The following is a 12,817-nucleotide window of genomic DNA, read 5'->3' as shown; positions in this document are numbered from 1 at the left end:
CAGGTGGAACAGGTGCTGCAATTAAATGTGAACCTTTTCTTTACCATAATAAACCTTGTTGTTCTTTATCTTTTGTTGAAAAAGTTTTTAATCAAACCGGTTACGAATGTGATAGAGGCGCGCGAAAGGATGATTGCGGACGGCCTGAGTCAGGCCAGCAGTGCCAGGGAAGAGGCGGAGGAACTTAAAAACCAATACGAAGCCGCTCTGTCCTGTGCCAGACAAGAATCTGAGAAGATTGTGGAGAAGGCTCAGGTACAGGCAAAAGCGGAGTATGAGCGTATTGTGAAGGATGCCGGAACCAAGGCCGGAGATTTGCTGGATTCCGCGAAGGCCAGTATTATGCTTGAGCGGGAACAGACAAGGAAAGAGCTGCAGTCAGAGATTGCGGGGCTTGCGATGACGGCGGCAGCTAAGATCGTAGGTGAAAGGACAGAGAATCAAGGAAATCAAGGGATATATAATCAGTTTCTGGGAGAAGTAGGTGACGCTCATGATGACACAGAAGACCACTAACCGTCAGAACTGCCCGGAAAAGGCAGTGACGGACACCCGGGAACACCATACGGTGAACGCTGTTTATGCAGGAAAACAGCCAGTCTGCAGCATGGGGGATACCCAGAGGGCGTCCCGTAACTCATGCCCTGCGGGCGGGGCCGCAGTAAACTGCGGAATAAGGTATGCAAAAGTGTTGTATGAGCTGAATATGAACAGGGAAGCCATACAGAAAACAGAAGAGATATTCGCAGAGGTTCCTCAGCTGAGGGATGTGTTTAGTAATCCAACGATCCGTGAGGAGAAAAAGTTCAAAGTGATTGACCGTGTATTTCCTGAGGAAATCAGAAATTTTCTAAAAGTGGCATGCAGACACCACAGAATGGATCTCATCGGGGATATTTTCAAGGCATATCATCAATATTGCGATGAACAGAATAAGATCCTGAATGCGGTATTGACGTGTGTGGAACCTCCAAGCGAGGTACAGCTGAATAAAATGAAGGCGTTTCTTTGTGAAAAATATGATGCGGTAAAGGCAGATATTGAAATCATTCAGGACAAAGCGCTGCTCGGTGGTTTTGTGCTCCGCGTGGGCTGTGATGAATTTGACTGGAGCCTGCAGGGACGCCTGAATCGATTGGAACAAAAATTGACCAGGAGGTGAATAGGGTGAGTGTAATCATTTCAGATGAAATTATTTCTATTTTAAAAGAAGAGATAGAAAATTTTGACGCAGCCAGCCATGACAGCGAGGTGGGCACCGTAATATCAGTTGGCGACGGAATCGCCACGGTTTATGGGATTAACCATGCTATGTATGGGGAGATCGTGACTTTTCATAATGGGATCAGAGGTATGGTGCAGGATATCCGGAGAGATGTGATCGGATGTATCCTTTTCGGGCACGATACGGGGATTAAAGAAGGTACAAAGGTAACACGCACGAAAAAAAGGGCCGGCGTTCCGGTTGGAGATAAATATATTGGCAGGGTTGTAGATGCGCTGGGTGTGCCGGTTGACGGTAAGGGAGAGATTCCTGCAGATGACTATAGGCCGATCGAACAGGAGGCTCCTGGTATTATTGACAGGAAGTCGGTCAGTGTCCCGCTGGAGACAGGAATCCTGGCTATTGACGCGATGTTTCCAATCGGGCGGGGGCAGCGTGAATTGATTATCGGAGACAGGCAGACGGGAAAGACTTCCATTGCTTTAGACACGATTATCAATCAAAAGGGGAAAGACGTAATCTGTATCTATGTAGCAATCGGTCAAAAGGCCTCCACGGTTGCAAAAGTAGTGAATACGCTGATCGCAAACGGAGCTATGGATTATACGATTGTGGTTGCCTCTACGGCAAGTGACTGTGCGCCGCTGCAGTATATTGCGCCTTATGCGGGAACCGCGATGGCGGAGCATTTTATGCATCAGGGCAGAGACGTGCTGATTGTGTATGATGATTTATCCAAACATGCGGTGGCGTACCGTTCTTTATCCCTGCTGCTGGGACGCTCGCCGGGACGTGAGGCCTATCCGGGGGATGTTTTCTATCTGCACTCCAGACTGCTGGAGCGTTCCAGCCGTCTGAACGACGAGCTCGGCGGCGGATCGATTACGGCACTTCCGATCATTGAGACACAGGCGGGGGATGTATCCGCATACATTCCGACCAATGTGATTTCCATTACGGACGGACAGATTTTCCTGGAGAGTGATTTGTTCTTTTCCGGCATGCGTCCGGCAGTGAATGTAGGACTGTCCGTATCACGTGTGGGCGGGGCCGCGCAGACGAAGGCGATGAAAAAGGCGTCGGGAAGTATCCGAATCGACCTGGCGCAGTTTAGGGAAATGGAAATATTTACCCAATTCAGTTCCGACCTGGATGATTCGACGAAAGAGCAGCTGGATTATGGCAGCGGGCTGATGGAGCTGTTGAAGCAGCCGCTTTGCCAGCCACTGAGCCTGCATGAAAAAGTGATTACCCTATGTGCGGCGACGAACCGGGTGCTGCTCGGGGTAAAAAAGGCTGATGTGAAACAATTTCAGGCAGATATGCTGAGCTTCATGGACACACAATACCCGGAAATCGGGAAAGAGATTGAAGAAACCGGGGATCTTACCGATGAGCTGGCTGATAAGATCGTGGAGGCCGCAAAGGAATTCAAGAAGAGCAGGTGTTAATATGGCAAATATCAGAGAAATACAGACCCGTATAAACAGTGTGAAGGATACCATGAAGATTACGAATGCGATGTATATGATCTCTTCTTCCAAGATGAAACAGGCAAAGAAGAAGCTGGAAGATACAGAGCCGTATTTCTATGGACTGCAGGGGGAGATTTCCAGAATTCTGCGCCATGTCCCTGATATCGAACATCCGTACTTTGACCTGAGGGAACATATTCCGGCGGGGGAGCGGAAGATCGGTTCCATTGTTATTACGGCAGACAAGGGACTGGCAGGGGCATACAACCACAATATCATTAAGCTGGAAGAAGAACTGCAAAGCGGGCCTGGAATACACAAACTATTTGTAGTCGGTGAGCTGGGGAGGCATTATTTTTCAAAGCACAATGTGGAAATAGACACCAGCTTCCAATATACGGTCCAAAAACCGACGATGCACCGGGCCAGGAATATTTCGTCCGCGATCATCGACAAATTTGAACGTGGAGAGCTGGATGAAGTATACATGATATACACCCGTATGGAGAATTCTGTGAAGTCAGATGCCGAGAAGGTTCGGCTGCTCCCCCTGGAGAGAGCTTCCTTCAGCGATATGGTCATGCCGCTGAACATGTACCGGGAAGAAATCGAGCTCTATCCATCTGCGCAAAGCGTCATGGACAGCATCATACCCAACTATATCACAGGTATGATATACGGCTGCCTGGTAGAAGCATACGCCAGTGAGCACAATGCCCGCATGATGGCGATGCAGACAGCCACAGACAGTGCAGAAAGTATTATCAAAGAGTTATCTACCTTATATAACCGTGCAAGACAGGCTGCGATTACCCAGGAAATTACCGAGGTATGCAGTGGAGCAAACGCACAGAAACGAGAAAAGTGAGAATATTCTGAATATGGTGTTCAAAGGGGTCAGACCCCTTAGGAAGTGAGATCTATTATGAATGAAGGACGAATCATACAGGTTATGGGACCTGTTGTCGACGTAGTATTTGAAGACGGCAATCTTCCTTTTATTAAGGATGCACTTGAAGTTGAGAATAATGGAAAGAAGTGCGTTATGGAGGTTGCGCAGCACTTGGGAAACAACGAGGTGCGCTGCCTGATGCTTGCCGCCAGCGAAGGGCTGCATAAGGATATGGAGGTAACTGCCACCGGGGAGGGGATTAAGGTTCCGGTGGGAGAGCAGACTTTGGGAAGATTATTCAATGTTTTGGGTGAAACCATTGACGATGGGGAGCCGGTCCAGTGCGATAAGAAATGGGTTATCCACAGGGATCCCCCCTGTTTTGAGGATCAGAGCCCGGTGATTGAGATTCTGGAGACCGGAATCAAGGTGATTGACCTGCTGGCGCCTTATGCCAAGGGCGGAAAGATCGGCTTATTCGGCGGCGCCGGGGTTGGAAAAACCGTCCTGATCCAGGAATTGATCCGCAATATCGCGACAGAACACGGCGGGTATTCTATTTTTACCGGGGTTGGTGAACGTTCACGAGAGGGAAATGACCTGTGGACGGAGATGAAGGCTTCCGGTGTACTGGAGAAGACGGCGCTGGTATTCGGGCAGATGAACGAGCCGCCGGGAGCGCGTATGCGGGTGGCCGAGACCGGGCTGACAATGGCCGAATATTTCAGGGATGAAGAGCATCAGAATGTGCTTTTGTTTATAGATAATATTTTCCGTTTTACCCAGGCAGGGTCGGAGGTGTCCGCACTTCTTGGCCGTATGCCGTCGGCCGTAGGTTATCAGCCTACGCTTGCCACGGAAATGGGGGAACTGCAGGAGCGGATCGCGTCTACCAGAAACGGTTCCGTAACTTCAGTGCAGGCGGTATATGTACCTGCCGATGATCTGACGGACCCGGCTCCGGCCACCACGTTTGCACATCTGGATGCGACCACTGTATTATCCAGAAAGATCGTGGAACAGGGGATTTATCCGGCTGTGGATCCGCTGGAATCCAATTCCCGTATACTGGAAGAGGACATCGTAGGCGAAGAGCACTACAGAGTGGCAAACCAGGTGACCGAGATCCTGCAGAAATACAAAGAACTGCAGGATATCATTGCAATCCTGGGAATGGAAGAACTCTCGGATGATGATAAAGCAGTGGTAATGCGTGCGAGAAAAATTCAAAGATTTTTATCACAGCCATTTTTTGTGGCTGAGACGTTTACCGGAATACCCGGCAGATATGTACCGCTGAAAGAAACCATACGCGGATTCAAGATGATTGTGGACGGAGAAATGGACCAGTATCCGGAGTCCGCATTCTTTAATGTAGGAACGATCGATGATGTGATCGAAAAAGCAAAAGCATGAAATGCGGCAGAATAGAGGTGTATGTATATGGATACATTTGGCCTGAAAATAATAGCAAGTGACAGAGTCTTCTATATAGGACGCTGCAGGAAACTGATTCTTCCGGCTCCGGACGGAAAAATGGGTATTCTGCCGGACCATGAGAACATGGTAATCGCGATCAGCGTAGGCGATGCCAGGATGGAGATTGAAGAAGGCAGCTGGGTTGACATAGCCGTTGGCGCAGGTTTTGCAGAAGTCGTGAATAACCGTGTCACCATTCTGGTAGACACCGCTGAACGGCCCGAAGAAATCGATGTGCGCCGTGCCGAGGAAGCCAAAGAGCGCGCGGAAGAGCAGCTTCGCCAGAAGCAGAGCCTTCAGGAGTATTACCGTACCCAGGCTTCTCTTGCCCGGGCGATGAACCGATTGAAAGTATCCCAGGGGAAACGCTGGAATTTGTAAACAATTTTTTGATTTGCGGACGGATGAGGACGCCGAAAAACCGGGAAGCCAGCCCCACACGGGGAGCATCTATGCCATTTTAAAAGTCCACACCGTTTACGTAAGAGGCCCTAAAGGAAAAAACGCAGAAAATGGAGGTCCAGCGGCATGCAGCCCGAAATTTGATAATTTTGGGCCTTAGGACGCTTCAGACTTTGACGTGAGACGTCAAAGTCTGCCCACCATTTTCTGTGTTTTTTCCTTAAGGGCCTCTAACGTAAACTCTAGGACCTTTAAAATGGCATAGATGCTCCCCGTGTGGGACTGGCTTCCCGGTTTTTCGGCTGACGCATCCGGTCGGTAGGAAAAATTTGGCCCCAAATTTATTCCCTCATCGCATCTTGCTTTTTATGAGAGATTATACTACAATATTTATATCTGTACGTTACCAAAACTACAGTGCATAAAAGCTAATAGTTATCAAGTACTGCATTGCGCAGGTTTCAGGCATTCTAATCACCAAAACATACACAAAGCAGTACTGTAAGATCAGGGGAGAGAAGTCCATGAGTGAGAAATATAGACAGCGTTCTATAATAGAAATCATGAATGACGTACTGGGCACCATACGTGATTATTATGATTCCGAATATGTTTATTATATAGAAAAAGAGGATGACGATATCATCACGATCTATGAATGGTGTGCGGAAAACGTTCCATGGCAGAGGGACCGCATTAAGATGCTGGATGCGGATCAGATGCCCAAGTGGCTGCGCCAGGAGATTACGGACACTACCGAGGCTGATTATAGCGTATTCCAGCCGCTGGATGATGAGGTGGTGGCGGTTCTGGCTGCGGTGGGCGTACACCGGGGCGGGTGCGACCTTTCACTTATGCGTGCGGTGATCCCATATATTTCACAGGCGATTGTCCTGCAGAAGATGCAGAAGCAGCAGGAATACCTCAGCTATCACGATGACCTGACCGGGCTTTTGAACCGGAACAGTTTTGTCGGCTATCTGGCGGAAGTGAAGCAGGAAGAACTGAAGTCATTGGGGGCGCTGTCCGTAGACATCAACGGCCTGAAGAACTTTAATAAAGAGTTCGGGCGTGAGTATGGGGACGAGGTGGTCATTCGTGTCGGGGAAGTCCTGGAGGAGTACTTCAGAGGCGCTATGGTATTCCGCCTGACGGGGGACGAATACCTGGCAATCATGGAGAACGTGGATTATGAGGACTTCATGAAAAATGTACATGGTGCACACAGCAAGCTGGAGAATATCAGCCTGGGCCTGACTACGATGGGATATGCCTGGGAAAAGGTAGACATTGATGTGGACAGCCTTGTGGCACATGCTGAGGGCATGATGCGGGAAGAGAAGCAGAAGTATTATAAGAACCTGAAGAAAGGGCATCATGAGCCGATTATTAAGCAGGATCTTCTGGAGGATATAGAACAGGGGAATTTTATTGTGTGTTTTGTCCCCAAGGTAGATGTTCTGACGGAGGAAGTGGTGGGAGCCGAAGCAGTCGTACGTTATCACCACAAGGATCTGGGCATTGTGGACCCGGGCAAATACATTACACTGCTGGAGGAGACAAAGCTGTCTCATCATCTGGATCTGTATGTATTCGAGGAGGTCTGCAAGACACTGAGGAGATGGGAGCTGGATGATATGCCGATGCTGCCTGTGTCCGTGAATTTTGCCGGTGCAACTCTGCGGCAGGAGAGCGTTGCGGAGAAGATGCTTGCCCTGGTAGAGAAGTACCATGTTTCCTGTGAATATCTGGAAGTGGAAGTTTCCGAATCCTACACAGATATGAATCAGGAGATGCTTGCAGAGACAAGCAACAAGATCAGGAAGGAAAACGTACGAGTCATTCTGGATCATTTTGGCGCAAAGGATTCCAGTTTTGCCATTCTATCTATTATGGAATTTGATGGTCTGAAGCTGGATCGGAGCCTGGTGGCTAACATTGTCGGAAACAGCCGCAGCCAGATTGTGGCAAAGGCAGTGATTGATGTATGCAGGCAGCTCGGTGTCCATGTGGCGGCCGCAGGGGTGGAAACACAGGATCAGCTGAATGTATTAAAAGAGTTGGGATGTGATTATGCACAGGGGACTTTGTTCAATAAACCGATTACGATAGACACTTTTGAAGTGCGCTATTTGAAGAATTAGAAAGCAGGCATATCTATGATCAGGACGTGGCTTTCGGATATCCGCCCTTTATATGAGGAGCATAGATACCGGAGATATTACGATACGCTTCCGGCTTTTAGAAAAGAAAAGGCGGACAGGCTGCGATTCCAAAAGGACAGGGCACAGAGCGCAGGAGCCTGGATATTGCTGGAAAAGATACGAAAGAAATACAGAATTACAGAAAAAGCAGCATTTAATCTCTCGCATTCGGGGGATTATGTGCTGTGTTCTGTTGATATGGAATGTAATGAGCAAACTCAGGTGGGATGTGACATTGAGACTGTCAAAGAGGCGGATCTGAAGGTGGCAAAAAGGTTTTTCTGCCCATCGGAGTACGAGGCAATTTTGAGGGAGGACAATCAAAAACTGCAGAGGGATATGTTTTACAGGTTCTGGGTGCTGAAGGAAAGTTTTATGAAGGCCACCAGGGAGGGAATGGCGCTGGATATGTCGAGTTTCGAGATCCGGCTTTCCTCGCCGCCTGTACTGCTTGAGAAGCCGGAACGTTTTCCGCGGGACTATTATTACCGGGAATACGTGCTGCCTGGGTGTCCCTGTAAAATAGCAGTCTGTTCCACTGACGACGAAATTGATTCTGAACTACGGATGGAGTTTAAATTATGAAGATGAACCGGAAGATAAAAAAAGCGCTCATATTGGGTGCAGTGTGCGGCGCAGTGCTTGGAATGGCGCTGACATTTGCCGCGGCCAGTAAGGCATTAGACAAGAAAGAAGATACCATGGCTAAAACGCACGAGAAGTTAAAAGCGGAGAATAAAGATCTGCAGTCAAAGCTGAAACAACAGAAATCTGTGGAGGCTGCGGCTGTTCTGTCCAAGGAGGAACCAGAGAATTGGGAGCTTGTGCTGGTAAATGACGATTATCCGCTGGACCAGGAATACCAGCCTGAATTAGCAGAGGTTATAGAGGGGCGTTCAGTAGATTCACGGATTGTCGAAGATACGAAGCAGATGCTGGAGGATGCCCAGGCGGGCGGACTCAAGATGTATATCTGTTCCGCTTACCGTTCCTACGAAGATCAGAAGACCGTTTTTAATGAGACTATGCAGAACTGGGTCAACCAGGGAAGCAGTTTACTGGATGCTTACAATGAAACGAAGAAATCTGTTGCAGTGCCGGGATACAGCGAGCACGCGACCGGGCTGTCACTTGACATTACATCCGAGGAGTATCAGAACCTGGACGAGAAACAGGCGGATACGGCTGAGTCCAAATGGCTGGCGGAAAACTGTTATAAATATGGATTTATACTTCGTTATCCTCCGGAAAAAGCGGATATAACCGGTATCATATATGAGCCGTGGCATTACCGCTATGTAGGGAAAGAGGCGGCGAAAGAGATCAAAGAGAAGGGGATCACACTGGAGGAATACCTGGGTGTCAAGTAATTTCGTGCAAATAAGAGATCTTTTCTTCTGCTGAAGGGAAAATAATGACATTTTTAACAAATATAAATTTATTATAAAATAATATTTGACTTTCAAATCTGCGCGAGTATAATAAGTTATATCAAAACGAGGGCGTTTTCCACAGGGAAGACGCCCTTTTTGTATAATAGGACAGTGCTTTGCACTGTCCTATTATACAAAACCCTCCGGGGGATGCACATTCCGCGATAAGGTATATAGCCGCAAAGCGGCATCGCGGCGGCGCCAAAGTGTGCAAGCCCCTCATGAGTGAGGGGGTGGAGATCTGAGGTGGGCTTGCCCGCTTTGTTATATTAAAAGGAGGTCATAATATGAAGAAACTCGAAATTATTATTCAGCCGGAGAAGCTGGAAGACTTGAAAACAATTCTCGACAGCTGTTCTGCTAACGGACTTATGATTACAAATATCATGGGATACGGCAATCAGAAAGGACACAGGAAGATATACCGCGGTGCAGAATATCGTGTAAATCTGCTTCCGAAGATCAAGGTAGAAACAATCGTTGAGCCTGAGACGGCCGAAGAAATCATTGAAAAAGTTGTCTCAGAAATTCAGACGGGTACATACGGAGACGGAAAGATATTTGTTTACGAAGTACAGGATGCGGTCAGGATCAGAACCGGGGAGCGCGGACACGATGCTCTCTAAACTACAGGCAGGAATGAAAAATTGTTATCAAAGGGGATAGCTGTAAGAAACATAGAGATGTGTTTCGTTACAGGTATCTCCTTTTTATATGCCCGGCACGTGAGCAGTCCGGGCTGCAAAATGAGAAGGAGGAGTCATTATGGGATTAGCAGATTTAATTGCAGGCGGTATGGAATCAAGTGAGGCGGTATCCCTGCTGATTAATATCATGTGGACGATGCTGGGGGCATTTTTGGTTTACTTTATGCAGGCGGGATTTGCCATGTGTGAGGCAGGATTTACACGAGCAAAGAACACGGGAAATATTCTGATGAAAAATATGATGGACTTTGTGCTGGGAAGTCTATTTTTCTTTATTTTTGGATTTGCAATTATGCATGGTACGGACTGGAACGGCATCATAGGAATCAGAGGATTCTTCAATCCGGTTTCTCTGGCAGATGCAGATGGCTTAATGAACGGCCTGCCAGTAGGCGTATTCATGATCTTCCATACGGTGTTCTGTGCAACCGCAGCCACAATCGTTTCCGGTTCCATGGCAGAGCGGACCAAGTTTGCAGCTTACCTTGCATACAGTGCGGCGATCAGTATCTTTATTTACCCGGTTTCCGGACACTGGATCTGGGGAGGCGGATGGCTGGCAGAGCTGGGATTCCATGATTTTGCCGGTTCCGCGGCGGTACATATGGTCGGCGGTATCTGCGCACTGGTCGGGGCAAAAATACTGGGTCCTCGTATCGGAAAGTATGACAAAGAAGGAAAAGTCAGAGCCATACCCGGACATAACCTGCCGATTGCAGCGCTTGGTGTCTTTATCCTGTGGTTCTGCTGGTTTGGTTTCAACTGCGGTTCCACAACAGCCGCAACTACGAACCTCGGAGATATTGCCATGACGACAAACCTTGCAGCAGCTGCAGCCACACTTCTGGCAATGACCGTAACTTGGCTCAGATATGGAAAGCCGGATGTGTCTATGACCTTCAACGGATCTCTGGCGGGTCTCGTGGCAATTACAGCGGGCTGTGATACAGTCAGCAACTGGTCAGCAATCATAATCGGTGCAATAGCCGGTATCGTGGTAGTATTTTCAGTAGAATTCTTTGATAAAGCAGCAAAGATCGATGACCCGGTGGGGGCAATCAGCGTACACGGCGTATGCGGTGCGCTCGGCACAATCCTGACAGGAGTATTCTCACCAGATTATTCAGTAGTAACACAGCTGATAGGCGTAGCATCCGTCATGGCCTTTGTAGGTATCATGGCAGTAATCATCTTTACAATCATAAACAAAACAATAGGACTGCGGGTTAACAAGACCGAAGAAACCGAAGGTCTGGATGTACATGAGCATGGTTCAACCGCATATGCAGATTTCAACTTCAGATTGTAAAACAAATGTTTTACAACCTCCCTGCACTTTTAAGCTCCACCAATCGAATTAATACGCTGCTGCCGTCTCGACGCCTCCCAATGTACGCATATTACCAACCGATTGGATGCACCAGCTGGAAAACAGGGAAGTCTGGCGACTGGGGGGAGTCTCTATGCCATTTTAAAAGTCCTAAAAGTCTGCGTTAGAGGCCCTTAAGGAAAAAACATAGAAAATGGTGGGCAGGATTTGACGTTTCACGTCAAATCCTGAAGCGGCCTAAGGCCCGAAATTATCAAATTTCGGGCTGCATGCCGCTGTACCGCCATTTTCTATGTTTTTCCCTTTAGGGCCTCTTACGCAGACGGCGCGGATTTTTAAAATGGCATAGAGACTCCCCCCAGTCGCCAGACTTCCCTGTTTTCCAGCGTCCCCCTCCATCCTATCACATAAATTGAACATTGACGTCCCCGTATGTATTTGCTAAAATGGAAAAAGGGAAAATGATGGGTTTATGAAGCAACTATTATGTTTCTATCCATCAGGGTATAATACAATACAGTATCACAATTAATAAGGAGGAAGATCATGGAAGACCTTACATTTGGAGAACAAGTCAAAATTATTCTTGGCCGTAAAGGCATGACTATTAAGGAACTGGCAGAGATAATCGAGGAACGTACCGGCAAGAAGATGTCCAGGCAGAATCTGACCCAGCGTCTGGGAAGAGATAATTTTCAGGAACAGGACATGCGCACAATTGCAAATATTCTGGGCTGTCCTTTCCATTTAAGTATACTTTCAAGAGAAACTCCTGCGGCTGCGACAGCTGTAACCGAATCAGGAGAATCCGTTCCAACGGAAAAGGAGTGGAGGAAGCTGGAGAAGAAGCGCCAACAGAAGGCAGCGGAGAGAAAACACGCATTAGCATCAGAGGAAGGTATGCGGGAAACTGATGATATACTGGATGAAGACGATGCGGAAGATATTGAAGAGACAGCACCGGATGCCGGCCTGACAGGCGTAATAGAAGCGGAAAGCGCTCAAGGACAGGCTGCTGGTATTGCTGCGGCAGCTGAATCAGCCATTGGGGATGAAAGTGAGACTGAAGAAGTAGATATGACGATCGGTGAACTCTATGAGATCCATGAGGAGCTTTCTGAATTAGAGGAGAATGTTCAGGCCGGTGAGCCGATTGAGACAATAAAAGAAGAGTTAGAACAGAAAAAAGAAGTCAAGACGGAGAAGAAGGAAAAGTTCCGCACCGGCGGTATTTTCCTCAGGAAGAAAGGAAATCCGGCCCCTGCGGAAGAATCTGTGCCGCAGAAAGAAGAGAAGACTGATCCACCCGTTCAGGACGAGGAAGAGCCCGAGGATTTCGAGCCGGTTATCAAACACGATGATGTAGAAGAGGACAGGGAACTGGGCGAGGTGAATCCCTACACCGGGCGTGAATATCAGACCAACAGTGTGCGCATGCATCCGAGCAGAATCGGATATGTGCAGGTTTATGATCGATCTACACATAAATGGACAGATATGACCGAGTGGGCTTTTTTAGGGTATCAGGAACGCAAGAAAGCACTGCTTGGCAAAGAATATGAACCTCCGATTTATCTTGACTAGTATCGAAAAGATAGTGTCAAATGATGTATGGAAAAACGAGTCAAATAAATAAGGCTCAATTGAACCTTGAAAACTGTAGATATTGA

12 protein-coding genes are annotated in these 12,817 nt (G+C 47.9%); all 12 read left to right on the top strand.

The window, feature by feature from the left end; genetic code table 11:
- Positions 1 to 12 precede the first annotated feature (12 nt).
- Positions 13 to 516 carry a F0F1 ATP synthase subunit B gene (gene atpF, locus GKG43_RS04560; RefSeq protein WP_050639517.1) on the top strand — a complete coding sequence of 168 codons (504 nt, stop codon included), beginning with the start codon at positions 13 to 15 and terminating at the stop codon, positions 514 to 516.
- Entirely contained in the window at positions 494 to 1,162 is a 669-nt protein-coding gene (gene atpH / locus GKG43_RS04555) for an ATP synthase F1 subunit delta (RefSeq protein WP_330377533.1), read from the top strand. The genes atpF and atpH overlap by 23 nt, the downstream gene beginning before the upstream one ends.
- Complete coding sequence (gene atpA / locus GKG43_RS04550; RefSeq protein ID WP_050639478.1) at positions 1,159 to 2,676, top strand: F0F1 ATP synthase subunit alpha; 1,518 nt, start codon at positions 1,159 to 1,161, stop codon at positions 2,674 to 2,676. Before atpH ends, atpA begins: the two co-directional genes overlap by 4 nt.
- A gap of 1 nt (position 2,677) precedes the next feature.
- Positions 2,678 to 3,568 (top strand): ATP synthase F1 subunit gamma, encoded by an 891-nt coding sequence (gene atpG, locus GKG43_RS04545; protein WP_055151533.1) that lies wholly within the window; start codon positions 2,678 to 2,680, stop codon positions 3,566 to 3,568.
- Between the two features lie 57 nt (positions 3,569 to 3,625).
- Positions 3,626 to 5,008: a F0F1 ATP synthase subunit beta gene (gene atpD, locus GKG43_RS04540; protein ID WP_129879550.1), complete on the top strand. Its 1,383-nt coding sequence runs from the start codon at positions 3,626 to 3,628 to the stop codon at positions 5,006 to 5,008.
- A 21-nt stretch (positions 5,009 to 5,029) separates the two neighbouring features.
- The gene (gene atpC / locus GKG43_RS04535) at positions 5,030 to 5,452 is read left to right on the top strand and encodes an ATP synthase F1 subunit epsilon (RefSeq protein ID WP_347562108.1); all 423 of its coding nucleotides are present in this window, start codon (positions 5,030 to 5,032) and stop codon (positions 5,450 to 5,452) included.
- A gap of 545 nt (positions 5,453 to 5,997) precedes the next feature.
- Positions 5,998 to 7,617: an EAL domain-containing protein gene (locus tag GKG43_RS04530; protein ID WP_050639481.1), complete on the top strand. Its 1,620-nt coding sequence runs from the start codon at positions 5,998 to 6,000 to the stop codon at positions 7,615 to 7,617.
- A gap of 15 nt (positions 7,618 to 7,632) precedes the next feature.
- A complete protein-coding gene (locus GKG43_RS04525) occupies positions 7,633 to 8,262 on the top strand; it encodes a 4'-phosphopantetheinyl transferase superfamily protein (RefSeq protein WP_055151522.1) in 630 nt (209 codons plus the stop codon).
- Entirely contained in the window at positions 8,259 to 9,047 is a 789-nt protein-coding gene (locus tag GKG43_RS04520; protein ID WP_050639483.1) for a M15 family metallopeptidase, read from the top strand. Before GKG43_RS04525 ends, GKG43_RS04520 begins: the two co-directional genes overlap by 4 nt.
- Positions 9,048 to 9,397: 350 nt before the next feature.
- The gene (locus tag GKG43_RS04515) at positions 9,398 to 9,736 is read left to right on the top strand and encodes a P-II family nitrogen regulator (protein WP_050639484.1); all 339 of its coding nucleotides are present in this window, start codon (positions 9,398 to 9,400) and stop codon (positions 9,734 to 9,736) included.
- Positions 9,737 to 9,875: 139 nt separating this feature from the next.
- On the top strand, positions 9,876 to 11,126 hold the full coding sequence (locus tag GKG43_RS04510; RefSeq protein ID WP_129879552.1) for an ammonium transporter: 1,251 nt from the start codon (positions 9,876 to 9,878) through the stop codon (positions 11,124 to 11,126).
- 567 nt (positions 11,127 to 11,693) lie between these two features.
- Positions 11,694 to 12,731 carry a hypothetical protein gene (locus GKG43_RS04505; RefSeq protein WP_082202799.1) on the top strand — a complete coding sequence of 346 codons (1,038 nt, stop codon included), beginning with the start codon at positions 11,694 to 11,696 and terminating at the stop codon, positions 12,729 to 12,731.
- Positions 12,732 to 12,817 lie beyond the last annotated feature (86 nt).

The organism is Eubacterium sp. BIOML-A2, from assembly GCF_009680135.1.
Taxonomy (GTDB): Bacteria; Bacillota; Clostridia; order Lachnospirales; family Lachnospiraceae; genus Faecalicatena; species Faecalicatena contortus_B.
Note: the sequence above shows the minus strand (reverse complement) of the source record. Positions and strands in the feature narration are given on the sequence as shown.